This is a genomic window from Streptomyces griseoruber, assembly GCF_001514205.1.
Classification (GTDB): domain Bacteria; phylum Actinomycetota; class Actinomycetes; order Streptomycetales; family Streptomycetaceae; genus Streptomyces; species Streptomyces griseoruber.
In genome coordinates, this window is the sequence record NZ_KQ948785.1 from 40,994 (window position 1) to 66,023 (window position 25,030).

A 25,030-nucleotide genomic window follows, 5' to 3' on the forward strand; every position below is an offset into this window, starting at 1 on the left:
GGCCTAGTCGGTGAAGCCGTGGTGCGTGATCTCCAGAACCTCCGTGGCGACACCCGGGCTCTCGGGGTTCAGGGAGGGGCCCTGCCAGCTGACCGGCAGCACGTCGATGAGCCCCCACCGGGCCACCTCGGAACCGTCCGCCCGCAGCGCCGCGATCTGCGCGGTCGGGCGGGTCACCCCGGTCGTGACCGAGGAGATCCACTTGGCCACCTTGGCGGTGTCCGGGGTGAGGGGGCGGGTGAGGCGGATGTTGGAGAACGTGACGCGGGAGGGGAGCGCCCAGACGAAGCCGTTGTTCCCGCCCTCCTGGCGGTGCTCGATCTCCACCTGGGAGGACAGGCCCTCGCACCCGTTGAAGTAACCGAGGCTCTCGCCGTCGATGGTCAGGGTGAAGAAGATGGTGGAGCCCGGGTCGAGATCGCGGGACATCGAGGGTCAGGCCTTTCTTGGCGCCGGTCGGTGCGGGTCGGTGCCGGTCGGTGGCGGTCAGTGGCGGGGGTCGCGGAGTCTGCCGATCCGTTCGCGGTCCAGGCGGAGTTCGGTGCGCAGGAGGCGGGTGATACGGCCGGTGAGGCGGTGGGTCAGCTCGTCGAGCTGGAAGTCGGTGAGGGCGCGGGGATCGAAGGCGGGGGGCGGAGAGGCGCCGCCGTTCCGCGTTTCCGCGGGCTCGGGGGCGGGGGGTGGCTTGGGCGGGGTCCGGGGTGGCGCCGGGGGGGTGGGGGGTGCGAGGCGCTGGATGGTGGGGGTGGAGGTGGGGGTGACGGGCAGTGTGAGGGGCTGCGTGGGAGTGGGGCGCCGGGGGGCGGGGGGCGACTGCGGGGCGGTGACGGGGGTGGTGGGTGCCTGGAGGGGCCGCGGGGTGGTGAAGGAGACGGGGCGCGGCTGGACCACGGGCACGGGGTCCGTGCCGGGGGTGGGGCGGCGCAGGGGGACGGGGGCGGGGGCGGTGCGGGGGCGGCGTTGGACGGGGGGTGTGGAGGGGGTGGTGGGGGGTGTGGGTGTGGTGGCCGGTGGCTGGGTGGGGGCCAGGGCGCGCTGGATCGCCTCCGGGATGGGGGTGGTCGGCGTGGGGGGTGTGGGTGTGGTGGCCGGTGGCTGGGTGGGGGCCAGGGCGCGCTGGATCGCCTCCGGGATGGGGGTGGTCGGCGTGGAGGTGGTGGGTGCCGGAGCGGGGGTGGTCGGGCGGGCGGGGAGGGGGGCGCCGAGCGCGGAGGGCTTGGCGGTGCGCTGCACGGCCGGGGGCGTGGGGGCGCCGGGAGCCGGGTGTGGCTGCGGGGGGCGCGAACCGGCCGAGGGGCGCGGGGAGTTGGTGGACGCGGGGAGGGGGGCGCCGAGGCCGGTGCGGGGGCGGGGGGCGGTGGCGGACGGCGGGGGCGTGCCGGGCCGGGCGGAGGCGCGCTGTACGGGGCGGCCGACGGGGGGCGCGGTGTCGGGCACGTTCTGCGGCTGGGGCGCGGGGGCCGTGGCCGGCGGGACCGCGGGTGCCTCGGTCGGCGCGGCGGAGGGCGCGGCTTGCGGTTCCGGGGGCGTGGGCACGGGGGTGGGGGCCGGTACGGTCGCGGCTCGCTGGACGGGGTGCGGGGCGGCCGGGCGGACGGGCGTCGGGGTGCCTTGTGCCGGGGTGGTGGCCTGTCGGCCGGTACGCCCGGCGGAGGTCGGCAGGCCGGTTTCCGTCGCTGCGGGGGTACGGCTGTCCTGGCGCCGGAGGGCGGGTGCGGGCGCGTCGGCGACCGGGGCCGGGGTTATGGCCCGCTGGACCGGGAGCTCGGGGACCGCTGTCGGGGCCGGCGTGGGTGCGGGGGCGGAGCCGGGCTGCTGGGGGGTGACGGCCGCCGTGGGCGCGCTCGGGGCCGTGGGGGAGGGTTCGGGTGAAACCGCGCGCTGGATGGGGAGATCGGTTGAGGGGGTGGGGGTGAAGGGGGTTTGGGGGGACCGCGAAGGCGCGTGCTGGCCAGGGGCGTTGGCCGGAGGCGGGGCGGTGGGGGGTGTGGGCGTGAGGGGTGTGGGCGTGAGGGGAGTCTGCGGCGTCTGTGAAGTCGCGCGCTGGACAGGGGAGTTGGCCGAAGGGGCCGTGGAGGTGGTCGTGGGCGCGGGTGAGACCGTCCGCTGGAGGGGGAGGCCGGCCGAGCGCGGGGTGGTGAGGGGGTTCTGGGGTGTCCGTGAGGATGTGCGTGTGGGGGGTGGGGTGGTCGGGGGTACGGCTTGTCGGTGCTCCGGTGCGGGGGAGTCCTGGGGCGCGGGTGAGACCGTCCGCTGGACGGGGAGGCCGGCCGAGGGCGGGGCGGCGGGGCCGGGGACCGGGATTTGCACGGGGTGCCCGCCGCCGGAAGGGGCGGGCACCCCGTCGGCTGTCGCCGGCGGGGGAACCGGGGCAGCCGCCGCCGACGGGCCTGAGCCCGGGGCGGGTTCCTTGCCGGCCGCAGGCCGCTCGCCGCCGGTGCTCTTGCCCCGGGGCGCGGCGGGGGCGGACGGGAGACGGGCGGGCAGCGTACGCCGCTGCACCGGGGCCGGGGCCGACCTGGTCAGGGGGATGGCGGGCGCCGTCGGACGCGCCGCCGCCGGGGACACCCGGATGCCCCGCGCCGGGGTGGCCGACGGCGGGGTCGCGGGGCGTACGGGGTGCCGTTGCACGACCGGGACCGGGGCGGGGGAAGCCGAGGGGGACGCCGGTGAGACGCCGGGGCGGTTCGGGTGCGGGGCTGCGGTCGGCGACCCGGTCGGGAGCGGTGCGGTGGATCCGGTCGGGGGCGGCGATGCGGCGCCGGGGCGGGCCGGGTGCGCCGGGGCCGCCGACGGTACCGGGCCGGACGGGGACGACACGGCCACCGGAACGACCGGCGAGGATCCCGCGGCCCGCTGAACGGCCGGCACGACCGGCCTGGCGGATCCGGCGCCGGGGCGGCTCGGATGCGTGGGTGCGGGCGACGACCGGCCCGGGAGGACAGGTCCCGCACCGGACAGGGCGGGTGCGACACCGGGCAGGGCAGGCCCGCCGGGATGCGCAGGTCCGGGGCCCGGTACGGCGGGGCCCGTGCCGGGAAGGGCGGACCCGGCACCCGGGAGGGCCGATCCGGCGCGCTGGATCGCGGGTCCCGGAACGGGGACGCCAGGTACCGCGGCCGGGAGCGTTCGTCCGGTACCGGGCCGTGCGGTACCCGGCTGGGCCGACACGGCACTCGGACGTATCGGCGACGGACGCGAGGCCGAGAGCCCCGGCACACCGGATCCGCTTCCGGGCAGCCCGGAGCGTCCCGCCGGCAGTCCCGAAGCCGTCCGCCCCGCGCCCGGAACAGCTCGCTGAACGACCGGTACGGCCCCCGGAAGTCCCGGCAGTGCCCCCGGCAGTGCCCCCGGCAGCGGTGCCGTCTGCACCGCAAACGGAACCGCAAACGGAACTGGACCCGGGCCCGGACCCGTCGGGCCGGCAGGCGGCGTAGGCGAAGCAGGCGAAGCAGGCCGCGGCGCAGCGGCCCCCGCCCCGTTGCTCAGCAACCCGCCCGGGCTGCCGTCCAGGATCGTCAGCGGGCGTACGCCGGTGAAGGCCGGGTTCTGCCAGGTGGCCAGCCGCCCGCCGAACCCGGGGTCGGCGACCCCCGCCGCCGTGCCGGACGCCACCGCCCGCTGGATCGGAGGCAGCCGGGTCCAGGACGCGGCCACCACGGGTCCGGCGCCCGCGGCGGACGTACCGTCACCGACAGCCGACGCCCCGCCGCCCGCCACCCCCGAGTCCGCGGCCGCGGCCGGCGTCACCGCGGCCCGTCGGCCCCCGCCCCGGAATCGATCCAGAAGACCCACCGGTCAGCCCTCCGTTCCGCCCCGGGTCACCAGGGTGCCGATGTGGTCCGTCCAGCGGCGGCGGTCGTGGTGTTCCAGGTCCAGGATGTCGTCCAGGGACCAGTGGAAGTGGTAGGCGACGTACGCGATCTCCTCGTGCAGCCGGTCGGTCGCGTACGTCACGATTCCCCCAGGCGGCTCCCGCCCAGTTCCACCTCGAAGGGCTCCGCGCAGTGCGGGCACTCCACGGACGCGCGGGTGTGACCCTCGGCGTTGATCTGGCGGTAGAAGTCCTGGAGGAAGGCCAGGTCGGAGGCGAACATGTTCTCCACCACGCCGTCGTGGACGAGGGGGAGCGTGCCGAGCCGGGTGATGACCCGGCCCAGGAGGACCACCGACAGGTACGCCGGGTTCTCCTGGACGCGGATGTCCCGCAGCGGCACCAGTTCGTCCCGTGCCGTCGACAGCCGCATCACACCGTCGCGGTGGACGGTGCCCGCCTCGTCGACGTACCCGCGCGGCAGCTCGAAGGCGAACTCCGTCTGGAGGGTCTGCCGTTGCACGGGGGCCGGCGCGGGCGCCGAGGGCGGGAGCGGGGCGGCCTCCTGAGAGGGCTGCTCCACCTCCGCCTGCGGCGCCCGCACAGCCGTACGCCGCATTACTCGATGACCAGTTCTTCGAACGTGATCGTCACGGTCTCGGTCAGCGCCGACGCCTCGCCCGCCTTCACGGTGCTGGTGTCGATCTTGCTGCACCACGCGTTGCGCATGTTGTACCGCTTGACCGGGTTGTTCATGTAGTCCATCACCATGATCGTGGCGTTCTTGCGGGCGGAGCCCATGGAGCCGTTGATCGACTCGGTGATCCACTGGTTGAACGCCGCGGACTGGGTCATACCGCGGACGACGGTGCAGGTGCCCGCCTTCTTCACGCCCGGCAGCTTCTTGGTGACCGGCTTGCCCTGCGCGGAGACCTGCTGGTACTCGATGACGTCCTGTTCGATGCTGAGGCCGCTGACCTCGGCGAGGTACTCGACCATCACGCCGTCGATCTGAAGGCCGAAATTGTGCGAAGTAAGGGCGTCACCCGGCTGGAGGCTCATCTGGGTTTCCTTCTAGGGGAGTTGACTGCGACGTACGGACGAGGAGGGGTGCCTACTCCTCCAGCTCCCCGTTGCCGCTCGAGAACTGCGCCAGCCGGAAGATCACGAACTCGGCCGGCTTGACCGGCGCGATACCGATCTCGCACACCACCCGGCCGACGTCGACGGACTCCGGCGGGTTGGTCTCCTCGTCGCACTTGACGTAGTACGCGTCCTCGGGCTTGGCGCCGAACAGGGCGCCGCTGCGCCACTCGTTGACCAGGAACGCCGAGACGTTGCGCCGGATCCGGGCCCACAGGGCGTGGTCGTTCGGCTCGAACACCACCCACTGGGTGCCGATCAGGATCGACTCCTCCAGGTAGTTGAAGTACCGGCGGACGTTGAGGTAGCGCCAGGCCGGGTCGGAGGAGAGGGTGCGGGCGCCCCAGATGCGGATGCCCCGGCCGGGGAACGCGCGGATGCAGTTCACGCCGATCGGGTTCAGCAGGTCCTGCTCGCCGCGGGTGATCTGGATCTCCAGGTCCACCGCGCCGCGGACGACCTCGTTGGCGGGGGCCTTGTGCACACCGCGCTCGGAGTCGTTGCGGGCCCACACGCCGGCGACGTGGCCGCTCGGCGGGATCAGCCGGGACTGGCCGGAGGCCGGGTCGAAGGACTTGATCCAGGGGTAGTACAGGGCGGCGTACTTGGAGTCGTAGCCGGCCGTCTCCTGCCGCCAGACGCGGATCTGGCGGGCGTTCAGGCCCGGCGGCGGGTCGATGATCGCGACGCGGTCGCCCATCAGCTCGCAGTGCGCGATCAGACCGAGCTGGACGGCCTTGACCTGCTCCAGGTCGATCGCGCCGCGCTGGTAGGCGGCCATCAGGTCGGGCACCGCGACCATGGAGATCTCGTCGACGGCCTCCAGGCCGCCGAAGCCGGTGCGGTCGGCGCTGTCGCCCAGGTACTGGGCGGGGCCGGCGGTCACGGTGTCGTCGGCGGCCGGTACGGCGGGCGCGGCGGCGGACGCCGACGGCAGCGCGACCGTCTGGTTGTCCGGGCGGGCGAGCTGCGCGGCGGGCGCGGCCTCGGCCACGGCGATGAACCGGGACCGCTCCTTGACCTGGGTGACGACGTAGGCGCGGTTGCCCTTCTTGGCGCTGACGTCGAAGGTCTCGACCGGCTGGTCGCCGTCCTTGACGATCAGCTTGAACCGCTCGGCGGGGCCCTCGCCCTCCGCGTCCGCGACCTCGACGCTCAGGTTGCCCGGCGCCGTCGCGGTCACCGAGAAGGTGCCGAGCTGCTTCGGCTCACCGGCGGGCAGCGCGGCCGGGGCGGCCGCACCGGCGGCGGCGGCGGGGGACGTGGCCTCGCCCGCCACGCCCGCCGCGGAGCCGCCGACACGGACGACGTACGCCGCCGAACCGCCGTTGTTGAAGAAGCCGTAGACGGAGTGCGCCAGGTAGTACCCGTCGGTGAAGTCACCGAACGCCGCCACGTACTGGGTCCAGTTGGTCACCAGCGTCGGCTCGTTGAGCGGGCCGGTCGGGGCGAGCCCGACGAAGGCCGCCACCGAGGTGCCCACCCCCTCGATCGGGCGGGAGCCGCTGGCCACCTCCTCGACGTATACGCCGGGCGACAGGTAGGACGGCATGCTGTGCTCTCCTCGGGGTACGCGTCAGGACGTTTCCACCGTCACGCGCGAAGCGCGTCGCCCGAAACGGCCCTTCGTGCACGTCTGCGGGCACGATCGGTGTCCGAGGGGGCAAGGAGGGGCCGGGTGGGGTCGGGCACCGCGTACCCAGAGGGTCAGCGTTAGGTGACTGTCCGTCATGCCGTGGGGGGCATGGTTGGCCAGATATGTCGCCCGTGCGGGTGAACGGGGCCGGTTCCCCAGAGGGTGCGAGTGCCGGGAACGCATGCTCGGTGCCGGCAACCGAGTTCGTACCGACCGATGACAGGGGGAGGCCAGTGACGCGCAGACGCGGGAAAGGACGCGGGCTGCGTGCGATCAGCGCGCCGTTCACGGTCGCCGCTCCCCGCGGTGCCCATATCCGGGACCGGATCCGCCTCACCGCCGCGGACGAAAAGGTGCTGCGCCTGGCCGGCGCGCACCTCGGCTCCCTCCAGCGGGCGGATCTCGTCGAGCACCGGTCGACTCCCACAGGAACGGTTCGAGGGAGGTTCACAGGCTGCCGCGCCGACGCTTCCCGAAGTGGTTTGCGCCGCGTCTGTCCTGCTTACGTGATTTCCTCTGTCTACCCAGGCGATGAATGGCCATCCCTGTACCAAGAGGGCAGGGGGGCAGTCCTGCCGGGCATCCGTACTGCCCTGGCATCTCTGCCTTCCCTCGTCGTCGGCACAGTAGCGTCGGCGTGTGAGCCTGTGGACTTCTCTGGAACCGGCGTCCGTGACCGTGGACCCCGGCAGCAGTACGACCGTACGGCTGCGGGTGCGCAACACCGGTGATGTCGTCGACGAGTACCGTTTCGAGCCCGTCGGGGACGTCGCGCCCTGGACGACGGTGGAGCCGCAGACGATGCGGCTGTACCCGGGGACGACCGGCACGGTGGAGCTGACCTTCGCGCCGCCCCGCACCTCGGACGCGACGGCGGGGCCCAACCCGTACGCCGTACGGATCACGCCGACCGAGCATCCGGACGCGGTGACCGTGCCGGAGGGGAATCTGACGATCACCGCCTTCACGGAGGTGCGGGCCGAGCTGGTCCCGCCGACCGTGAAGGGGCGTTTCAAGGGCCGGCCCCGCCTCGCGATCGACAACCTCGGCAACACCAAGGTGACCGCCTCCCTCAGCGGCGGCGACAACGGCGACCGGCTCCAGTACGAACTCCAGCCCGCCAACGTGCAGATCGAGCCCGGCCGGGCCGTGTTCGTGGACACCACGCTGCGGCCCCGGCAGATCATCTGGTTCGGGTCCAAGGAGGAACAGCCCTACCGGCTGGCCGTACGGCGGTCGGGGGCGCAGCCGCTGGAGGTCGACGGCACGTTCGTGCAGCGCGGGTTCCTGCCGCGCTGGCTGGCGACCGCGCTCAGCGTCACGATGGCGCTGGCGATCGCGTTCGTGATGATCTGGCTGGCGTACAAGCCGCAGGTGCGCTCCCTCGCCTCGGAGAAGCTCGCGGAGGCCGGCGCCACCGCGCTGCCCAGCCCCTCGGCACCCATCGAGAGCGCGCCGCCGGCGGCCGCGACCAGCGCGCCCGCGGCCCCGGAGGTCCCCGCGGACACCGGTGGCGGCGCGACGGCCGGGCCCGGCAGCGGCAGCGGCAGTGGCGGCGGGAGCGGCGGGGGGAGCGGCGGGGGTTCGTCGACCGCGACCGCCAAGCCGAAGAAGCAGACCGCCGCGGACGCGGTGCAGGCACTGGCGGCGCGCAGCGACGGCCGGCACATCTGCTACCGCGCCTATGTCGCCGACCGCGGCTGGCAGGACCCGGTGTGCGACGGCGCGATCGCCGGTACGACCGGCAAGGGCCTGCCCATCAAGGAGCTGAACATCGCCACGGTGGGCACCAAGGGCGTCAACGGCAACGGCGCTCATGTGACCGAGGGCTGGCTGACCGGCGCCAAGTGGTCGAGCGCGGCCGACGGCGCCGACATGTACATCGGCAGCCTCAAGGAGGCGGTCTCGCCCCTCCAGGGCTTCACCATCGGGTTGGGCGACGGCAGCTCGGTCTGCCAGAACGCGCACATCAAGGACAAGGGCTGGCGCGGCGTGGGCTGCTCAAACCCCAACGCGAAGGACAAGTGGATCTACGGCGGCAGCCCCATGGACTGGAAACTCCAGCTGGAGGCGGTCCGCTTCACCATCTGATGCGGTGCAACCACCGGCGAACGGGCTTCGAGATCAGCTCAGGGCTGTGCCCACCTCGTGGATCGTCGGCCGGTCCTCGGGAGCGTGGCTGAGCATCGCGTCGATCAGGTCGCCCAGCTCACCGGGCGCCTTCACGGGGCGACGCCGACCGTTCGCCACGGCTTCTCTCTGCACGGGGCGGGGAGCGTCGTCCGGGTACTCGACAGCCCGCCAGCCGGTGGCGGAGATGAGCAGTGAGGCGCCGAGGGCGTAGACGTCGGCTTCCTGCGACGGCTCGGCCTCGCCGGTGGCGAGCACGCCGCGGGAGATCTCCGGGGCTTCGTAGTGGACGAGGCAGCCGCGGAACGGGAAGTCGTACTCCTGCGGCACGTGTCCGCCCTGGGCGAGGGCGAGGTCGATGAGGTGGGTTCGCTCGGCCCCGATGATGAAGTGGGCGGGCTGTACGTCACCGTGAGCCGTTCCACGTTCCTTGCTCCCACTCGCCGTAGGCGATCTCGTCGAAGCCGGGGCGATGCAGCACGGCACCCTCGCGGGCCGGCGCGAGGGCGGTCCAGGGCTGCGCGGGCCAGTCGGCCGTGGCCTCGATCGGACAGCCGACCTTCACGGCGTAGCGGCCCCGAGGGCCGAACACCTCCCACACGGTGGAGCCCCGCCGGTTGATGACCAGGCGTTGCGCGTTCGGCATGAGCGCATCGAGCACCACGGTCGGCACTTCAGGGATCGAGCCGGACAACGTCGGTGTTCTCCGTCGGCGACGCGGACAGCTCCAACGTCCAACAGCGTGGCGAGGAAGAGAAGTTCGGCCACGAATCCAGTCCCGTTGCCGCCTCGCGCTGATGCACTATCGCCCCCTCGTCGGGGTACCGGGCATCGAGGTGCGGCACGTGCGCCGGAGCAGGGCAGGCAGCATGTTCGACACGTACGCCCACAGTTTCGACGCGGTGTGGGCGACCGCGACGCCAGTCCGAGAAGGGTGACCATGGCACGGACCGAGTACTACGACGATCCGGACGCCCCGAAGCCCAACAGTCTGGTCGTCGCGGCATCCGCGGTGGTCACTGACGACGAAGGCCGCATCCTTCTCCAGCGCCGACGAGACAACGATCTCTGGGCGCTGCCAGGCGGCGGCATGGGGGCGCCTCTGGCTGGGAGGGCAGCTGGCGCGGTCTTGGCGGGCAGTCGCCCTGCCCCGTGGCCTCTGATCTGGGTGGTCGTCTGCACCGTAGCGTCGGTGTGTGACTCTGTGGACTTCTCTAGAACCGGCGGCCGCGACCGTCGACCCCGGCAGCAGCACGACCGTACGGCTGCGGGTGCGCAACACCGGTGATGTCGTCGACGAGTACCGTTTCGAGCCCGTCGGGGACGTCGCGCCCTGGACGACGGTGGAGCCGCAGACGCTGCGGCTCTATCCCGGTACGACGGGCACGGTCGAGCTGACCTTCGCGCCGCCGCGCAGCCCGGACGCGGTGGCGGGGCCGAATCCGTACGCCGTGCGGATCACGCCGACCGAGCATCCGGACGCGACGACGGTGCCGGAGGGGAATCTGACGATCACCCCGTTCACGGAGGTGCGGGCCGAGCTGGTCCCGCCGACCGTGAAGGGGCGGTTCCGGGGCCGGCCCCGGCTGGCGATCGACAACCTGGGCAACAGCAGGGTCACCGCGTCCGTCGCGGGGGCGGACACCGGTGACAACCTGTCGTACGAGTTCCGGCCGTCGAACGTGCAGATCGAACCGGGCCGGGCCGTGTTCGTGGACACCACGCTGCGGCCCCGGCAGATCATCTGGTTCGGGTCCAAGGAGCAGCGGCCGTACGCGCTGAGCGTGCAGCGCTCGGGGGCGGCGCCGCTCCCGGTGGACGGTACGTTCGTGCAGCGCGGGTTCCTGCCGAGGTGGCTGGCGACGACGCTGAGCATCGCGATGGCGCTGGCGATCGCGTTCGTGATGATCTGGCTGGCGTACAAGCCGCAGGTGCGCTCCCTCGCCTCGGAGAAGATGGTGGAGGTCAACGGCTCCGCGCTGCCGAGCCCCTCGGTGGCGGCGCCGTCCGCGCCGACGACCGACTCCTCCGCGCAGGCGCCGCCGGACCAGCCGGCCGCGTCCGCCCCGGCGCAGAACAGCGACAGCGGCGGCTCGGGCTCGGGCTCGGGCTCCGGTTCGGGGTCCGGCGGCGGGTCGGGCGGCTCCACGGGGTCCGGCGGCGGCGGGGGCGGTTCCGACGACGATGACCAGCAGACCGAGGTGGCCGGACAGCTGATCATCGGGAAGGGCTCCAACCGCTGCGTCGACGTCACCAACGCCCAGAACGGCAAGGGCAAGGACGGCACCCCGCTCCAGATCTGGGACTGCGCGGGCTCCGCCAACCAGAAGTGGGACTTCCGCGGTGACGGCACGGTCCGCGCGCTCGGTCTGTGCATGGACGTCGCCTGGGGGTCGAAGGACGACGGCGCGGTCATCCAGCTCGCCAACTGCAGCGGCAACCCCGCCCAGCAGTTCGTGCTGAGCGACGCCGGAGACCTGGTCAACCCGCAGTCGAACAAGTGCGTGGACGTCAAGGACAACGGCACCGGCAACGGGGCGAAGCTCCAGCAGTGGACCTGCTCCGGTACGCCCAACCAGAAGTGGCGGGTGGAGTAAGCAGCCTGCGAGGGCTACCAGTTGGCCTCGCCCGGCACCAGGCGGCCCGCCTTGCGGTACTCGCGGCGGGCCCCTTCCAGCAGGTCGCCGTCGCCCACCGGCTGGCCCCTTCCGGCGGCCAGATAGGCGGCGGTGACGACCGCGCTGCGGATCGACCCGCCCGCCAGCTCGAACTCCCGGGCCAGCGGGGCCGGGTCGACGCCCTCGGCGCACGGCACGTGGACGAGTCCGTGCCGCCACAGGGCGAGCCGCTGCTCCCGGTCCGGGAACGGGAAGTCGATCACCAGGTCGAGGCGGCGGGTGAACGCCTCGTCGATGTTGGCGCGCAGGTTGGTGGTGAGCAGCGCGATCCCGTCGAAGGACTCCAGGCGCTGGAGCAGATAGGCGCTCTCCATGTTGGCGTACCGGTCGTGGGAGTCCTTCACCTCGGAGCGCTTGCCGAAGACGGCGTCGGCCTCGTCGAAGAGCAGGACGGCGTCGGTGCGGTCCGCCTCGGTGAAGATGCGCTCCAGGTTCTTCTCGGTCTCGCCGACGTACTTGTCGACGACGGAGGACAGCTGGACGACGTACAGGTCGAGCCCGAGTTCGGCGGCGACGACCTCGGCGGACAGGGTCTTGCCGGTTCCGGACTCGCCGGCGAACAGACCCAGCACGCCCCGTCCGCGTCCGCCGCCCGCGCTGAGCCGCCAGTCGCCGAGGACTCGGTCGCGGTGGCGGGCGCGCAGGGCGAGTTCGTGGAGCTGGGTGAGGGGGCGGTCGGGCAGCACCAGGTCGGTCCAGCCGACGTCGGGCCGGATCCGGCGGGCGTGCCTCTCCAGTCCGGACGCGGACTGCTGGCGGGCGGCGAGACGGATGTGGTCGGGGGCGAGGGGGACGCCCTCGAAGGCGGCGAGGGCCCGGGCGGCCCGCGCGGCCCGCGCGACCCGGTCACCGCCGAGGCGGTAGGGGGCGACGGTGGCGGCCAGGTCGAAACCGAGCTGCTCGACCTCCGGCCGGGCGGCTTCGAGTTCCGTCTCCCAGGCCTGCGTGCCGCCCGCACCGCGGCGGGGGGCGTCCAGGATCAGGGGGTCGGTGGGGGACCAGTGGGGGTCGTAGGGGCGGGGGTCCGCGAGGAGGACGGTCACGTCCGGTGCGGCGGTCAACGCGGCGACCAGCGGGGCCGGTTGCTCGGGGAGCCCGGTCACCACGACCGCCCGTCCGGTCAGCCGGGCCTCGCGCAGGAGGGCGGGGATCCGGTCGGTGGGGCCGGTGAAGCGCAGGGCCTCGACGCCTGCCGTGTGCAGGGCGGTGGCGAGCGCGGCCAGTCCGTCACCCTCGCGGTGTTCGCGGAGGTAGGCGGTGAGGGGGCCGTGCAGGAGCCGGTCGGCCAGGCGTGCGGCGAAGGGGTCGGTGGGGCGGCCGTTCGGGGAGTGCGGGTGCGGGTGTGGCAGCGGGTGCAGGTGGCCGTGCAGGGACGCGTCGGGGGTCGGGTCGCCGAGGAGATGCGCGAGGAGCCGGTCCGGTACGCGCAACGAGCGGGACAGGAAGGGACGTTCGGGTTCCTCGATCTCCAGCAGGCCCAGCGCGGACAGCGGCGCCGAGGCGTGGAAGCGGGCGCGGGCCGGTGCGAGGTGCGCGGGCGCCCCGCACAGCTCCAGCGCGAGCCCGACGGTCGCCCGGCGCCTGCTGACGTCGTCGTTGAGGTAGCCGTACAGCGGCTCGAACGTCCGGTCCAGATCGGGCGCGAGCGCGACGAGGAGTACGGCGAGATCGAGGGCGGTGAGGGGGAGGCGTGCGGCGAGGGCGGTGAGGCGGTCGGCGGGCCCGTCCGTGGGCGGTTCCACCGGGGGGACCGGCCCGCGGTCCAGCAGGTGCCGTACCGCCTCCTCGGAGAGATACAGCCCGCGCAGCGGATCGTCGGCGGTGGGGTCTCCGACGACCCGCCGGTCGACCAGCCCGGCAACCCGCTCACGCAGGGCGACCAGACGGGTGAGCAGCGCGCCCGTCGGGTCGGCGGGGGGCCTGCCGTCGGCCGGGGGCGCCTCGGTGGTCGGCGCAGCGGTCATCGGTCGCTCTTCTCCGTGGACCTGCCGCTCTCCCGGGCCTCGCGGGCGGCCTCCAGGTGGTGGGGGCGGTGGGCGCGGCCCTCGTCCTGCGGGGGGTCGCCTTCGAGGCCGGCGACGCGGACGAGGGCGCCCTCGGTGACCGGCGGGCCCGCGTCGTACTCGGGGTAGGCCGGGAACGGGGCCGTCACCACCAGGTCCAGGGAGGGCTTGAGCTCGCCGCCGAGGGCGGACCAGATCTCCGCGAGGGAACGGGCCTCGGTCTGGACGCCGGCCACGTTCACATGGATGGACAGGCCCAAGGTGCCGAGGGCGCCGGGGAGTTCGTCGGCGGCGAGGATCTCGCGCGGGATGAGGTTGGCCAACACGGCGGAAAGCAGCCGGTGTTCGTCCTGCGGGGTTTTCGTCCAGGCGGTGACGAGGTAGGAAAGCCGGAACCAGCGCGGCGGCTGACGCCGTTTCACCACGAGGTCCCGCTCGTCGCGCACCGCGACCTGCCCGCGCTGGCGGCGGGCCACGTCCTCCCGGATGTCGTACAAATAGGCGTTGACGACGGGGGAGTTGCGTCGGGCCGCCCAGTCGCGGGTGGGTGCCTCGAAGGAGACGTCGATGCCGGAGCCGGTCAGCGCGCCCCCGCCGATCAGGCCCTTGAGGACCTCGTCGACCTCGTGGATCACCCTCGCGCTCCTCCATCACCCTTACCGCGGAACCCCGTTGACCGATCGTGCCTCCGACCGGTCGGGTTCCGCAGGCGCGCCGGGGTCGGCGGCCGGGCACGACACGCTGCCCGCGTGTTCCCCTTCGAGTGCCCGTTCGGTCAGATGTAGCCTTCCCGGAGGGCATATGCCACCGCATGCGCCCGGTTCCGCAGATGCAGGCGCGTCGTGAGTCCGTGCATCACGTTCTTGACGGTTCGTTCGGAGTAGGACAGCTTGCTGGCGATCTCTCCGGTGTCGAGGCCCTCGGCGACCAGCCGCAGGACGTCCACCTCCCGAGGCGCGAGCCCCAGTGAGGGCGCGCCCGGGCGCCCTGCCGCGCCCCGGTGCAGGGTGCCGACCTGGCTGATCAGCCTGCCCAGCAGATCGGAGGGCAGGTCGCCGTCGCCGCGCGCGGCCGCGAGGACCGCCTGCACCAGCCGGTGCGCGGTGGCCTCCCGGCGCCAGACGATCGCCCCGACCCCGCACTCGATGACGTCGAGCAGTTCGGTCTCGCGGATCGCGCCCACCACGAGCACCACCCGGGTGCCCTCGGTGCGGGTGATCCTGCGCAGCCGGGCCAGCGCGGTGTCGTCGAGGGTGTCCTCGACGAGCAGCGCGACCGTGCCGGGCGTGGGCGTGGGTTCCTCGCGGACCTCGATCTCCGGCCGGCCGCGCAGCTGGCTCGCGGCGCCCTCCCGGGAGATGGGGTCGGGGGCGAGGACGGCGACGGGCAGGCGCCGCCTGACCTGCGGCGGGCCGGTGTCCGGCGTCCGGGAGTCCGGTGTCCGGGAGTCCGGTGTCCGCCTGTCGGAAGTCCGGCTGTCGGAAGTCCGGCTGTCGGAGGTCCGGCTGTCGGAGGTCCGGGCGTCGGAAGTCCGGGCGTCTGCTGTCCGGGGTGAGCTGAGCAACCTGTCCCCCATGGTGATGGGACCGCGGCCGGCGGGAACCGGTGGCGGCTGGGTCCGGTCAAGACTCCTGGGGTTCGCGGGGCGGGCGCAATCGTGGACCACCACGAGCCCCACCACGAGAGCAACGGGGAAACAACCACAAGGTGCCAACATCACTGCAGGTCAACGGGGGTTCGATGGGCGTGCGGGAGGTTCGTCGTGAGCCTCGCCACAACGGCCGTACGACGTCGTACGGAACCGAGCCCGGCAGACGGACCGCGTCTGAGGGGCGTACCGACTGGCAGGAGACAGGGATGAGCGGACCCTTGCGGGAACGCGGCGACGCGCACGCGCTGCTCGTGGCCGAGGTCGAGCGTGCCCGGACCGGCGCGGGCCGGCTGGTCCTGCTGCGCGGGGCCACCGGCACCGGCCGCTCCGCGCTGCTGGAGGCCGCGGTGGCGCACGCGGCGGGGCGCGGGCTGCGGGTGCTGCGGGCCCGCTGCTCCCCCGGGGACACCGCCGTCCCGTTCTCCTGCGTCCTCCATCTCCTGGGCCCCGTACCGGAGTTCGCGGACGAGGAGGTGGGGCCGGGCCAGGACGACCGGGGGAGCGCGGCGCGGCTGTGGCGGCTGCTGCGGTCGTACGCCGCCCAGGGCCCGGTGATGGTGGCGGTGGACGACGTCGACCTCGCCGACGACGCCTCGCGCCGCTGGCTGATGGAGGCGGCACGGCGCGTCGACCGATTACCGCTGCTGCTCGTGGCCACCGAGCGCAGCCAGTACGACATCGATCCCCCACCGACAGGTATCACGCACGCCCTCACCCCCTCCCTGGTCCGCACCCACACCCTCGCCCCGCTCTCCGACGACACGTCCGCCGAGCTGGCCCGTGCTGCCTTCCCCGAGGCCTCACCGAGGTGGACGGCGGACTGCGCCGACGCCGCCGCGGGCAGCCCCCTGCTGTTGCACGCCCTCCTCGACGACCTCGCGGGCGCCCCCTCGTCCACCCCCGTGCCGCACACCTGCGCCGCGCTGTACCCCGGTTCCTACCCGGCCGCCGTGTCCTGGTGGCTGGAGAGCGCCGGGGAGGCGACGGCGGAGGTGGCCCGGACGCTGGCGGCGCTGGAACAGACGGAGGGCGACGCGACGGTCCGCCGGGAGCGGAGCGAGGCCCGGCTGCCGTCACCGCACCGGTCCCCCGCCGCCGCAGGGCTCGCCGCGCTGCTCGCCGACGCCTGTGCCGCCGATCCCGCGCGGGTCTCCGGCTGGCTCACCGCGATGACCCGGCTGGGGCTGCTGCGGCCGGGCGCCGACGGGCGGCCCCGGTACGCGCACCCCCTGCTGCGGGACGCCGTCCTCGCCGGCTGGCCCGCGGGGCGCCGGCAGGACGCGCACCGCGCGCTCGCCCAGGCCATGCTGCGCCGGGGCGACGGCGTGGAGAGCGTGGCCCGGCAACTGCTGGACAGCGCAGGGGTCGGTGAGCCGTGGGCAATGCGCGTGCTGCGCGACGCCGTCACGGTCGCCGTCCGCGCCGGCCGTACGGACGACGCCGTCGGCTACCTGCGCCGCGCCCTCGGCGAGCCGCTCACCGACGATCTGCGGCAGCGGCTGCTGACCGAACTGGGCTCCCTGGAGTACGCCTCCGCGGACGCCCCGGTCGGCATCCCCCGGCTGGTGGAGGCCCTGGACCTGCCGGCCGAGCCCCGTGACCGGGTCCGTACGGCGATCGCGCTGGGCACGGCTCTCGCGGGCCGCGGGGAGGTCCGTACGGCGGTGGAGGTGCTGCGCCGCACGGAGGCCCTGCTCCCCGGCCACCTCCACCTCACCCGCACCCTGCAGACCGCGTCCGCACTGCTCTCCGACCAGGACCAGACCGTCCGCCAGGACGCCTACCGCTGGCTCGCGGAGACCGCCGAACGCTCCCCGGAGCTGGTCGGCGCCTCCGGCCAGGCCCTGCTGGTGCGGTACGCGGCGACCGCCGGGGACATCGGGGCGGGTGAGGCGATGCGCCGGCTGCGCACCCTCCTGGAGGAGCCCGCCGACCCGCTCGCCGAGCCCTTCCTGCTGGGTACGGCGGCGGCGGTGGCCCAGTGGGCCGACGAACTCGACGAGGCGCAACGCCTGGTGGAACGCGGACTGGCCTCCCAGCGCCCCTCCCTGCTCCACCCCATGAAGCAGGCGCTGCTGGACACCCGCTGCGACATCGCGGCGGCCCGGGGCGACTACCGCACCGTCCTCGCCGGTCACCCGGAGGCGGCCCGCGGCCGCCGTTGCGGCATCCCCGGCAACGCGGACGCGCACGCCCTGACGGCGCTGGTGGAGACCGGCCGTACGGCCGAGGCGCGCGCGCTCGCGGACACCTTCGATCTGCGGGACGCCCCCGACTCCTGGGAGCTCAACCGCTTCCTCTACGCGCGGGGCGTCCTCCGTTTCACCGAGGGCGATGTCGCGGGCGCCCTGCACGACTTCCTGGAGTGCGGCCGCCGGCAGTCCGCCCGTGCCGTCCTCAGCCCGGTCGTCACCCCGTGGCGTACGGCGGCCGCGGAGTGCCGGCTCGCGCTGGGCAACCCCCGGGAGGCGCTGGCCCTGGCGGAGGAGGAACTGCGGCTGGCCCGGGTGTGGAACACCCCGCGCACGGTGGGGCGGGCGTTGCGCGTCCTCAGCCGGGCCACCCGGGGCCGGCGCGGTCTGGAACTCGGCGACGAGGCGGTGGCCGTCCTGCGCGACTCCCCCGCCGAGGCCGAACTGGTCGCCTCCCTGCTCGCCCAGGGCTTCCAGCTCACCGCCTCCGGCGAACGCGCCCGGGGCCGCGACCATCTCCGCGAGGCCGCCGAACGCGCCGAACGCCTGGGCAGCGCCCGCCTCCTGGCCCACGCCAACCAGGCCCTGCGCACGGCGGGCGCCCGCCGTACCACCCCGGCCCACACCGGCTCCGGCTCCCTCACCGGCAGCGAGCGCCGTATCGCGGAACTCGCGGTGCAGGGCCGTACCAACATGGAGATCGCCGCGCTCCTGCATGTGGCCCGCCGTACCGTGGAGACCCATCTGACCAGCGCCTACCGTAAGTTGGGCATCCGGAGGAGAGGCGAACTGCGGGCGGCGCTGGAACGGTGACCGCGAGACCGGCACGCACTGCGGGGAGGACCAGGTGAACAAGGCGGACACGGTGGTGGAGTGGGTGGACGCGCGGGAGCGGCTGCCGCGGTCCGGGACGCCGGTGGCGGCCGCGACGACGGGCCGCTACCCGGACGGGGAGGAGTTCTGGCTGGTGCTGCCCATGTACTTCACCACCCTCCACTTCGCCGAGGACGGCACCGAGCACCACGACTGCTTCGTCGACTCCGACCGGGTCGTCCGCCTCCCCCGGGGCCGCCCCTGCGCCGAGCCCGTCACCCACTGGGCGGCCCTGCCGCCCCTGCCGGGCACGGCCGTGCGCCAGGTCCTGGGGGACGCCGTGGGACCTGCCCTCCGGCAGGCGGACCTCCGGGACTAGTGCCTGCCGCGGCACTAGGAAGCGCCGGCGTCCCCGGCCGGGTCCAGCAGCACCGGGGCGCCGGCGAGGACCCCGCCGTCGAGGACGAACTCGCTGCCCGTGGCGAAGGTGGCCTCGGTGATGATGAACAGGACCGTGCGGGCGACCTCCTCGGGGGTGCCGAAGCGGGGGATGGGCTGACCCGCGACGAACCGGTCGTCGAAGCCCGCCGTCATCGCCGTACGGATGGCGCCGGGGTGGACGGAGCAGACGCGGACGCCGTCCCCGGCCAGTTCCAGCGCGGCCGTCTTGGTCAGGCCGCGCACGCCCCATTTGCTCGCCACGTACGCGCCGACGCCGGCGTACCCGGTCAGCCCCGCCAGGGAGGACATGTTCACGATCACCCCGCCGCCGGCCCGGCGCAGTGACGGCGCCGCCGTGCGCATGCCGAGCCAGGTTCCCTGAAGGTTGACGTCGAGGACCCGGCGGAACTGCAGGAGGCTCTCCTCCTCCAGGGTGCCCCACCCGGCGATCCCCGCGTTGTTCACCAGGACCGACACCGGTCCCGCGTGCTGCTCGGCCTTGGCCACCGCCTTCTGCCAGCCCCGCTCGTCGCTGACGTCGAGGTGCAGGAAGCGGGCCGGGGCGCCGAGTTCCTCGGCCAGGGTGGTCCCCTCGGAGTCGAGGATGTCGGCGATCATCACCGTGGCCCCCTCGGCCGCGAGCAGTCGTACCACCGCGGCGCCGATCCCCCGCGCCCCACCGGTGACGATCGCCACCCGCTCGTCGAGACGACCCATCGTGACCTCCTGAGACGACGACCACCAGGCCCAGCATCGGCCGCGAAGGGGCCGGACCGCAGTTCCGGCTGACCCGGACGGGGCATACGGCCGTGCGCCCGGGCCGCGCGGGCTCAGGTGAGGGCCGCGACGAGCAGGGCGAACGCGGCGATGATGACGGCGACGCGGACGTAGTGGAAGCGGTTCCAGCGGTTGAGCTGCTCCTTCCAGTCGGCGGGCCGGTTCTCGGGGGTCCACGTCGTGTTCCGGTTGTTGATCGGGACGAGCAGCAGGATCGACATGATCACGCTGAGGATCAGCAGCGCGGCGGCGACGACGACGAGGCCGGCACCGTCGTGGTGCCATCCGGCGACGGCCCAGACCGCGGCGAGGACGAGCGAGCCGATGTACCAGAACGGCATCACGGCGCCGAGCATCCGGCCCCCGTGGGCGCGGCCGAGTTGGCCACTGTCCTCGGGAAGGGCGTCGAAGATCGGGTTCATGACGAAGGCGACGGAGAACTCCACCCCCACCATCAGGCCGACGACCACGGTGGTGACGATCTCGAGTGCGGTGAGCATGATGACCCTCCCGGTCTAGCGGTGCTAGATGATGAGGCAACGCTAGTACTGCTGCCGCTCGATTGTCTAGCGGTGCTAGGATCGCGGCATGTCGGTACAGGAACGCAAGGAGCGCGAGCGGGCGGGCCGCGAACGTCTCATCGTGGCGACGGCCCGCGAACTCGCCGAGCAGCAGGGCTGGGACGCGGTCACCACGCGCCGGCTCGCCGAGCGCATCGAGTACAGCCAGCCCGTCCTCTACAGCCACTTCCGCGGCAAGCGGGAGATCATCGGCGCCGTCGCCCTCCTGGGCGCCGCCGAGATGGCCGCGGAACTGCGGGCCGCGGCCCGTGCGGCGGACGGTCCGCGCGCCCGGGTCACCGCCCTCGCCCGCGCCTACCTCGACTTCGCCGAACGCAACCCGGCGGTCTACGACGCGATGTTCCAGCTCGACGGCGGCCTGGCGTTCGCGCAGGAGGACACCCCGGAGCCGCTGAAGGACGCCTTCGCCGCCCTGCTGGAGACCCTCGGGGAGGTCGCCGGGGAAGGCGTCCATCCGGGGCTGTTCACCGAGGTGTTCTGGGCGGCCCTGCACGGGCTGGCGACCCTGACCCGGGCGGGACGGCAGCCGCCCGCAGACGCCGAGCGCAGGGTGGAGCTGCTGGTGGACCGGCTCGCCGTCCTCTGACACACAAACAGCACGTCGGTGGTCGGTCCGTCCATGGCGTCGGGCCCCACCTTCCACGTCACCGGTGCCGCCTGGGCGGAGTTCCTCGTCTACGCCTCCGGCGAGTAGCGGCGCAGGACCGCCAGCTCGGCTTCCTCCAGGCGGCGGGAGCAGCGCTCGGTCTCGTCGTAGGCGACCGCCGTGCTCACGCAGGTGCAGTAGGTCCGGGTGCCGCGCGTGATGTGGCTGGTGAGGCGGAACGAGGCGCGGCGGACGGTGGTGATCGTGGTGCGGATGAGGATCGGGTCCGGCTGGAAGGACAGGGGCTCGGTGTAGTCGAGTTCGTGGCGGACGTAGACCATGCGGGGGCGGATCTCTTCGCCGGAGTGGCCGGGCTGGAGGTAGAAGAGGTCCACGTGGGCGTCCTGGATCATCTCCAGGAGGCGCACGTTGTTGACGTGGTTGAAGGGGTCCAGGTCGCTCATCCGGATCGGGCGGCTGTACAGGTGTGGCCGTGTGCCGGAGGCCAGCGCGTTGATCATGGGGTCACTCCTGAGCGGAGGGCTTCCTCGATGAGGTCGGCCGCCGCTCCCGCCCCTCCCGCGTCGGCGAGTTCGGCCCGGAGGGCGTCGAGGCCCGCGCGGATCTCCGGGGAGTCCGTCACCGTACGGACGGCCTCGCGCAGTGCCGCCGGAGTCACTCGCTCGCGGGGGAGGTGGACGCCCAGGCGGAGGTGTTCGATCTGGGCCGCGTTCACGCGTTGTTCGGCCATCTGGGGGACCGCGACCATCGGGACGCCGTGGGCGACCGCCTCCATCGTGCCGCCCATGCCGGCGTGGGTGACGAAGGCCTCCGCCCGCGACAGGACGGACACCTGGGGGACGTGCGCGTGGATCTCGACGTTCGCGGGGAGCGGGCCCAGGTCGGAGGGGGAGACCTCGAACCCGATCGACATCACCACGTGGTGGTCGCCGTCCGCGAACGCCTCGACGCAGGCGCGGTAGAAGTCGGGGCGGCGGGTGAACTGGGAGCCGAGGGAGATCAGGAGGATCCGCGCGTCGGGGTGCGGGGGGTGCCAGGTGCCCTGGTGGGAGCGGTCGCCCAGGATGGGGCCGGTGTAGGCGACGCGGCCGGCCGTGACGGTGTCCGGGCGGCGCTGGAAGGTGCGGGGGAGGGCGGCGATCGCGTAGGCCGGGGACTCGAACTCGTCCAGGCGGGAGGGGTCCAGGCCCCGGGAGGTGAGGGCGTCGGTGAGGTCCTGGTGGCCGGGGAGGTCGGGGACGGCGGGGGTGCCGTCGAAGAGTTCCGGGATGATGCCGCCGTAGGAGAGGTGCGTGGGGGAGAAGAGGACCGTGGGGATCCGCCACTGGGCGCCCAGGATCAGGCCCGCGAAGCCGTAGACGTCGTAGAGGATCAGGTCGGGGCGGTCGGCGCCGTAGGCGCGGGTGAGGGCGGGGAGGGCGCCGAGGGAGGCGTGGACCGCGCGGGCGAAGCCCTCGGAGAGACGCTCGGGGGGTTCCGAGCCGTCTCCCGCGTCGACCGGGTAGAGCACGGGTTCCGCTCCGGCCGCCTTCACCTGGTGGACGAAGTGCTCGCTGATCGCGTACGTCACCCGGTGGCCCCGTCGGACCAGCTCCTCGACGACGCCGAGCGTCGGGTTGACGTGCCCGAGCATCGGCAGGTTGACGACGGCGACATGAGCGGGGCGGGTGCCGGGCACGGGCGTGGTCCTGTCCTGTGGGCGGTGCGGTGCGCGGTTCTGCCCAACGAAGCTGTGCCGCCGTCCGTGACCCCTTCCCGGTGAAGGATCACCCCATCGGGGAGGCGGGGGCGGCTGTGTGTTCGGCCCCGGGGAACACCGGTCCAGCTCCGGGCGTCAGCAGCGCGCTCGCCACGACGTCGAAGAGGTGACCGGCGCGCGGGGCGAGCGCGGGCTGGTCGCTGAGCCACGCCAGGGACGCGCCCGGCGCGAACAGGTCGGTGCCGCCGACGTCGGTGCGTACCCTGCCCTCGGCCTGGGCGCGGGTGAGGAGGCGGGTGCCGGCCATCGCGGACGAGGGGTCCGCGCTGCACGCCTCGTGCGTCACGATGCGCGCGGCGCCGGGGGCGACGCGTGACCGGGGGTGGTGTCGGGCCGTTGGGCTACCACGGACCCCGCGAACACAGGAGCAGCCCGATGCCCGGATCGACGCCTCTGCCCTTCCTGGAGGAGGGGATGGCCCGCTGGCCGTTCGGGCCGCCCAACGCCGGGATCTGCCTGGACTTCACCGGCGTCCCGCCGACGGCCGCCGAGCTGCGGGCACTCGTCGCCGAGCGATGGGCCGAACTGCCCCGGCTGGGGCGGCGCTTGCTGCCCGGGACACGTCGGCACTGCTGGGCGACGGAGGACCGGGGCGACCCCGCCGGACAGGTGCGGCAGGCGGACGTCACCCTGCGGGAGGCCGTGCGGGGGTGGTTCCACACGTCCTTCCCGGAGGGACGGCCGCCGTGGAATCTGCACCTTCTGCGCGGGGCGGCCGACGGGGAGTTCTCGCTGCTGTTCCGGATGCATCACAGCCTGCTCGACGGCCGCTCCCTGACCACCCTGCTGCGCGCCCTCCTCGACGGTGCCCCGCCGGTGGACGCCTGCGCCGCTCTCGCCGAGCCCCGCACCCACCGGCGTACGGCGATCGGCGGGCCGGGGCTGCTGACGGCGGGACTGGCGGTGCCGCTGCCGGGCAAGGGGGAGCGGCGGCCCGCGTTCACGGTGGTGCGGCTGCCCGGTGAGCTGCTGCGCGGGGCGCGCAGGGCGGTGCGGGGGCGGGCGGTCACCACCAACGAGGTGTTCCTCGCCGCCGCTTCGGGCGTTCTGCGGTCCTGTCTGCTCGCCTCGGCGGGGATCCCGGACGCCTCCGAGCGGGTCTGGCTGTCCGTGCCCGTCGACCAACGGCCGCCCGGACACGGGGACTTCCTCGGCAACGCCTTCGGCAATGTACGGGTGCCCGCGCCCGTCGGCCTGGCCGATCCGGCGGCCCGGCTCGCCGCCTGCGCCGGGCTGCTCACCACGGAGGTCCGGCCGCGCCGCGCGGCGGAACGGCTCCTCGAAGGGGTGGCCGGGGCGTTCCCCGGAGCCGGACAGGCGCTGGCCCGGGGCCGCCTCTTCGCCCCCGCCTACGCCCCCGCCGCCTGCTCCTACGTCCACCTCCGCGAATGCGGCCGCACCCTCGCCGGCCGCCCCCTGCGCCGCGTCACCGCCGTCCCCATGGTGCCGCCGCACGACACGGTCACCTTCACCCTCGGCGGCTGCGCCCGCGGCCACACCCTCGGCGTCGCCACCAACTCGGGCGCGGAGGACGCGGAACTCCTCGCCGAGTCCTTCCTCCACGAACTGGGTCTGCTGGGGCGGATCGCCACCACCTGCTAGTGCCGCGGCAGGCAACGTTTGCCCGTCAAGGAGCGGCGTCCGGTGCGTGCTCTCGGCGTGCCGGCCGGAAGTCCTCGTACTGGACGTACTTGGGCTTTCGGCCGGTGCGGCGAGAGTGCGTGCCGGGCGTCGCGACGGGGCGAACGTTGCCTGCCGCGGCACTAGCTTCCCGCCCCATGAGCGACACCGTGTACGTCGGCAACGCGGGCAGGGACGCGGCACTGGACCGGGGCTGGCTGCTCGGTCACTTCAAGGACGCCGCCGATCCCCGGCACAGCGAGGACGTGGAGATCAAGTGGGGCGTCCATCCGAAGGGCGACGAGCGGGACCGGTGGGTCACCGGGGAGGCGCGTACGGCCCTGCTGGTGCTGATCAGCGGCCGGTTCCGGGTCGAGCTGCCCGGCCGCAGCGTCCTCCTGGCCGAGCAGGGCGACTACGTCGTCTGGGGGCGGGGCGTCGACCACTCCTGGCACGCGGAGGAGGAGTCCGTCGTGCTGACCGTCCGCTGGCCGTCCGTCCCCGGGTACGCGGTGCCGTGAGAGCCGGGCGGGATCAGCCGTCGGCCGCCTCCCGGGCCGCGCGCTCCAGCCGCTGCCGATGGGCCTCCCATCCCGCCTGATCCACCGGCGGCAGGTTCTCGTTGCCCGGCAGGAGCCCGGCGCTTCCGTCGATGAGCTCGCGCACGATGTCGGCGTGCCCGGCGTGCCGCTGGACATCGGAGATCACGTGCACCAGGACGCGGTGCAGGGTCACCTCCCGCCGGTCCTCCGGCCACCACGGGACCCGACCGGTCGCGTCCAGGTCCAGCGCGGCGATCGTGGCGTCGGAGTGCGCCCACACCCGGCGGTACAGCCCGGTGATCTCCTCGCGCGACTCGTCCGCGGTGGCCCACATGTCCGCGTGGGGTTCCGCGTCCTCCGCGTACCACGACGGCGGTGGGTCCGGGGAGAGGAACGGCCGCCCGAACACGTCGCCGAAGTAGCCCAGTTCCACCCCGGCGACATGCTTGACCAGCCCCAGCAGATTCGTCCCGGTGGGGGTGAGCGGGCGTCGGACGTCGTACTCCGAGAGCCCTTCGAGCTTCCACAGCAGGGTGTCCCGCGCGCCCTGGAGGTACTGCCGGAGGTCCGCTTTCGGGTTGGGTTCGCTCATGGCGGCCAGTCTTCCACCGGCCACTGACAGAACCCCTGTTGCACCTGTGCC

At 73.9% G+C, this 25,030-nt stretch carries 23 protein-coding genes and 3 pseudogenes; 10 read left to right on the forward strand and 16 right to left on the reverse strand.

Features of this window, described 5'->3' with window-relative positions; genetic code table 11:
- Positions 1-3: 3 nt before the first annotated feature.
- The gene (locus AQJ64_RS40175) at positions 4-429 is read right to left on the reverse strand and encodes a phage tail protein (RefSeq protein WP_055638848.1); all 426 of its coding nucleotides are present in this window, start codon (positions 427-429) and stop codon (positions 4-6) included.
- A 57-nt stretch (positions 430-486) separates the two neighbouring features.
- The gene (locus AQJ64_RS51450) at positions 487-1,536 is read right to left on the reverse strand and encodes a hypothetical protein (protein ID WP_244902721.1); all 1,050 of its coding nucleotides are present in this window, start codon (positions 1,534-1,536) and stop codon (positions 487-489) included.
- A 994-nt stretch (positions 1,537-2,530) separates the two neighbouring features.
- On the opposite strand from AQJ64_RS51450, the gene AQJ64_RS49370 reads away from it, so the two are divergent.
- Positions 2,531-2,860: a hypothetical protein gene (locus AQJ64_RS49370; protein ID WP_159060342.1), complete on the forward strand. Its 330-nt coding sequence runs from the start codon at positions 2,531-2,533 to the stop codon at positions 2,858-2,860.
- Between the two features lie 938 nt (positions 2,861-3,798).
- Here AQJ64_RS49370 and AQJ64_RS49900 read toward each other — a convergent pair.
- From AQJ64_RS49900 to AQJ64_RS40200, 4 genes are read right to left on the reverse strand one after another with little or no spacing between them, the layout of a single operon-like run.
- Positions 3,799-3,957, reverse strand: coding sequence for a DUF6760 family protein (locus AQJ64_RS49900; RefSeq protein WP_099054051.1), 159 nt, complete (start codon positions 3,955-3,957; stop codon positions 3,799-3,801).
- Positions 3,954-4,433: a hypothetical protein gene (locus tag AQJ64_RS40190; RefSeq protein ID WP_055636447.1), complete on the reverse strand. Its 480-nt coding sequence runs from the start codon at positions 4,431-4,433 to the stop codon at positions 3,954-3,956. Before AQJ64_RS40190 ends, AQJ64_RS49900 begins: the two co-directional genes overlap by 4 nt.
- Positions 4,433-4,876: a phage tail protein gene (locus AQJ64_RS40195; RefSeq protein WP_055636448.1), complete on the reverse strand. Its 444-nt coding sequence runs from the start codon at positions 4,874-4,876 to the stop codon at positions 4,433-4,435. Before AQJ64_RS40195 ends, AQJ64_RS40190 begins: the two co-directional genes overlap by 1 nt.
- Positions 4,877-4,928: 52 nt before the next feature.
- Positions 4,929-6,509 carry a phage tail sheath subtilisin-like domain-containing protein gene (locus tag AQJ64_RS40200; RefSeq protein WP_055636449.1) on the reverse strand — a complete coding sequence of 527 codons (1,581 nt, stop codon included), beginning with the start codon at positions 6,507-6,509 and terminating at the stop codon, positions 4,929-4,931.
- Between the two features lie 723 nt (positions 6,510-7,232).
- Between AQJ64_RS40200 and AQJ64_RS40205 the strand changes: the two genes are divergently transcribed.
- On the forward strand, positions 7,233-8,684 hold the full coding sequence (locus AQJ64_RS40205; RefSeq protein WP_059203442.1) for a hydrolase: 1,452 nt from the start codon (positions 7,233-7,235) through the stop codon (positions 8,682-8,684).
- A gap of 33 nt (positions 8,685-8,717) precedes the next feature.
- On the opposite strand, the pseudogene AQJ64_RS40210 reads toward AQJ64_RS40205, so the two are convergent.
- Positions 8,718-9,417: pseudogene (locus AQJ64_RS40210) on the reverse strand (protein kinase family protein).
- An 11-nt stretch (positions 9,418-9,428) separates the two neighbouring features.
- On the opposite strand from AQJ64_RS40210, the pseudogene AQJ64_RS51455 reads away from it, so the two are divergent.
- The 3 genes and pseudogenes from AQJ64_RS51455 to AQJ64_RS40215 all read left to right on the forward strand — a co-directional run.
- A pseudogene (locus AQJ64_RS51455) lies at positions 9,429-9,661 on the forward strand (XRE family transcriptional regulator); the annotation flags it as partial.
- A 2-nt stretch (positions 9,662-9,663) separates the two neighbouring features.
- A pseudogene (locus AQJ64_RS47130) lies at positions 9,664-9,816 on the forward strand (NUDIX domain-containing protein); the annotation flags it as partial.
- A 103-nt stretch (positions 9,817-9,919) separates the two neighbouring features.
- Complete coding sequence (locus tag AQJ64_RS40215) at positions 9,920-11,320, forward strand: RICIN domain-containing protein (RefSeq protein ID WP_055635823.1); 1,401 nt, start codon at positions 9,920-9,922, stop codon at positions 11,318-11,320.
- A 14-nt stretch (positions 11,321-11,334) separates the two neighbouring features.
- Here AQJ64_RS40215 and AQJ64_RS40220 read toward each other — a convergent pair whose 3' ends face one another.
- The 3 genes from AQJ64_RS40220 to AQJ64_RS40230 form a co-directional block, all read right to left on the reverse strand.
- The gene (locus tag AQJ64_RS40220; RefSeq protein ID WP_059203443.1) at positions 11,335-13,365 is read right to left on the reverse strand and encodes an ATP-binding protein; all 2,031 of its coding nucleotides are present in this window, start codon (positions 13,363-13,365) and stop codon (positions 11,335-11,337) included.
- Positions 13,362-14,039: a Pvc16 family protein gene (locus AQJ64_RS40225; protein WP_059203444.1), complete on the reverse strand. Its 678-nt coding sequence runs from the start codon at positions 14,037-14,039 to the stop codon at positions 13,362-13,364. The genes AQJ64_RS40220 and AQJ64_RS40225 overlap by 4 nt, the downstream gene beginning before the upstream one ends.
- A 140-nt stretch (positions 14,040-14,179) precedes the next feature.
- Positions 14,180-14,794 (reverse strand): helix-turn-helix transcriptional regulator, encoded by a 615-nt coding sequence (locus AQJ64_RS40230; protein WP_055632411.1) that lies wholly within the window; start codon positions 14,792-14,794, stop codon positions 14,180-14,182.
- A 467-nt stretch (positions 14,795-15,261) separates the two neighbouring features.
- Here AQJ64_RS40230 and AQJ64_RS40235 point away from each other — a divergent pair, with 467 nt between their 5' ends.
- Positions 15,262-18,060 carry an AAA family ATPase gene (locus AQJ64_RS40235; RefSeq protein WP_055632409.1) on the forward strand — a complete coding sequence of 933 codons (2,799 nt, stop codon included), beginning with the start codon at positions 15,262-15,264 and terminating at the stop codon, positions 18,058-18,060.
- 34 nt (positions 18,061-18,094) lie between these two features.
- On the forward strand, positions 18,095-18,439 hold the full coding sequence (locus AQJ64_RS40240; RefSeq protein ID WP_055632408.1) for an AQJ64_40280 family protein: 345 nt from the start codon (positions 18,095-18,097) through the stop codon (positions 18,437-18,439).
- A gap of 14 nt (positions 18,440-18,453) precedes the next feature.
- Here the strand turns inward: AQJ64_RS40240 and AQJ64_RS40245 are convergent, their stop codons facing one another.
- The gene (locus tag AQJ64_RS40245) at positions 18,454-19,218 is read right to left on the reverse strand and encodes an SDR family NAD(P)-dependent oxidoreductase (RefSeq protein WP_055632407.1); all 765 of its coding nucleotides are present in this window, start codon (positions 19,216-19,218) and stop codon (positions 18,454-18,456) included.
- Between the two features lie 113 nt (positions 19,219-19,331).
- On the reverse strand, positions 19,332-19,778 hold the full coding sequence (locus tag AQJ64_RS40250; RefSeq protein ID WP_055632406.1) for an anthrone oxygenase family protein: 447 nt from the start codon (positions 19,776-19,778) through the stop codon (positions 19,332-19,334).
- 88 nt (positions 19,779-19,866) lie between these two features.
- On the opposite strand from AQJ64_RS40250, the gene AQJ64_RS40255 reads away from it, so the two are divergent.
- A complete protein-coding gene (locus AQJ64_RS40255; RefSeq protein WP_055632405.1) occupies positions 19,867-20,445 on the forward strand; it encodes a TetR/AcrR family transcriptional regulator in 579 nt (192 codons plus the stop codon).
- An 89-nt stretch (positions 20,446-20,534) separates the two neighbouring features.
- On the opposite strand, the gene AQJ64_RS40260 is transcribed toward AQJ64_RS40255, so the two are convergent.
- The 3 genes from AQJ64_RS40260 to AQJ64_RS40270 form a co-directional block, all read right to left on the reverse strand.
- Entirely contained in the window at positions 20,535-20,966 is a 432-nt protein-coding gene (locus AQJ64_RS40260) for an acyl-CoA thioesterase (RefSeq protein ID WP_055632404.1), read from the reverse strand.
- Complete coding sequence (locus AQJ64_RS40265; RefSeq protein WP_059203445.1) at positions 20,963-22,144, reverse strand: macrolide family glycosyltransferase; 1,182 nt, start codon at positions 22,142-22,144, stop codon at positions 20,963-20,965. The genes AQJ64_RS40260 and AQJ64_RS40265 overlap by 4 nt, the downstream gene beginning before the upstream one ends.
- Before the next feature lie 88 nt (positions 22,145-22,232).
- Complete coding sequence (locus tag AQJ64_RS40270; protein WP_420876586.1) at positions 22,233-22,511, reverse strand: SbtR family transcriptional regulator; 279 nt, start codon at positions 22,509-22,511, stop codon at positions 22,233-22,235.
- 89 nt (positions 22,512-22,600) lie between these two features.
- Between AQJ64_RS40270 and AQJ64_RS40275 the strand changes: the two genes are divergently transcribed.
- Complete coding sequence (locus AQJ64_RS40275) at positions 22,601-23,827, forward strand: wax ester/triacylglycerol synthase domain-containing protein (protein ID WP_055638542.1); 1,227 nt, start codon at positions 22,601-22,603, stop codon at positions 23,825-23,827.
- A gap of 176 nt (positions 23,828-24,003) precedes the next feature.
- Positions 24,004-24,366: a cupin domain-containing protein gene (locus AQJ64_RS40280; protein WP_055639117.1), complete on the forward strand. Its 363-nt coding sequence runs from the start codon at positions 24,004-24,006 to the stop codon at positions 24,364-24,366.
- A 13-nt stretch (positions 24,367-24,379) separates the two neighbouring features.
- Here the strand turns inward: AQJ64_RS40280 and AQJ64_RS40285 are convergent, their stop codons facing one another.
- Positions 24,380-24,979 (reverse strand): DinB family protein, encoded by a 600-nt coding sequence (locus AQJ64_RS40285; RefSeq protein ID WP_055639116.1) that lies wholly within the window; start codon positions 24,977-24,979, stop codon positions 24,380-24,382.
- Positions 24,980-25,030 lie beyond the last annotated feature (51 nt).

Excerpts from the sequence above, each read along its gene's own strand:
- AQJ64_RS40275 (WP_055638542.1), top strand. The coding sequence starts at position 22,601 with ATGCCCGGATCGACGCCTCTGCCCTTCCTGGAGGAGGGGATGGCCCGC.
- AQJ64_RS40285 (WP_055639116.1), bottom strand. The coding sequence starts at position 24,979 with ATGAGCGAACCCAACCCGAAAGCGGACCTCCGGCAGTACCTCCAGGGC.
- AQJ64_RS40280 (WP_055639117.1), top strand. The coding sequence starts at position 24,004 with ATGAGCGACACCGTGTACGTCGGCAACGCGGGCAGGGACGCGGCACTG.
- AQJ64_RS40175 (WP_055638848.1), bottom strand. The coding sequence starts at position 429 with ATGTCCCGCGATCTCGACCCGGGCTCCACCATCTTCTTCACCCTGACC.
- AQJ64_RS40260 (WP_055632404.1), bottom strand. The coding sequence starts at position 20,966 with ATGATCAACGCGCTGGCCTCCGGCACACGGCCACACCTGTACAGCCGC.
- AQJ64_RS40195 (WP_055636448.1), bottom strand. The coding sequence starts at position 4,876 with ATGAGCCTCCAGCCGGGTGACGCCCTTACTTCGCACAATTTCGGCCTT.
- AQJ64_RS40190 (WP_055636447.1), bottom strand. The coding sequence starts at position 4,433 with ATGCGGCGTACGGCTGTGCGGGCGCCGCAGGCGGAGGTGGAGCAGCCC.
- AQJ64_RS40250 (WP_055632406.1), bottom strand. The coding sequence starts at position 19,778 with ATGCTCACCGCACTCGAGATCGTCACCACCGTGGTCGTCGGCCTGATG.
- AQJ64_RS40220 (WP_059203443.1), bottom strand. The coding sequence starts at position 13,365 with ATGACCGCTGCGCCGACCACCGAGGCGCCCCCGGCCGACGGCAGGCCC.
- AQJ64_RS40245 (WP_055632407.1), bottom strand. The coding sequence starts at position 19,218 with ATGGGTCGTCTCGACGAGCGGGTGGCGATCGTCACCGGTGGGGCGCGG.
- AQJ64_RS40255 (WP_055632405.1), top strand. The coding sequence starts at position 19,867 with ATGTCGGTACAGGAACGCAAGGAGCGCGAGCGGGCGGGCCGCGAACGT.
- AQJ64_RS40235 (WP_055632409.1), top strand. The coding sequence starts at position 15,262 with ATGAGCGGACCCTTGCGGGAACGCGGCGACGCGCACGCGCTGCTCGTG.
- AQJ64_RS40200 (WP_055636449.1), bottom strand. The coding sequence starts at position 6,509 with ATGCCGTCCTACCTGTCGCCCGGCGTATACGTCGAGGAGGTGGCCAGC.
- AQJ64_RS49370 (WP_159060342.1), top strand. The coding sequence starts at position 2,531 with ATGGCGGGCGCCGTCGGACGCGCCGCCGCCGGGGACACCCGGATGCCC.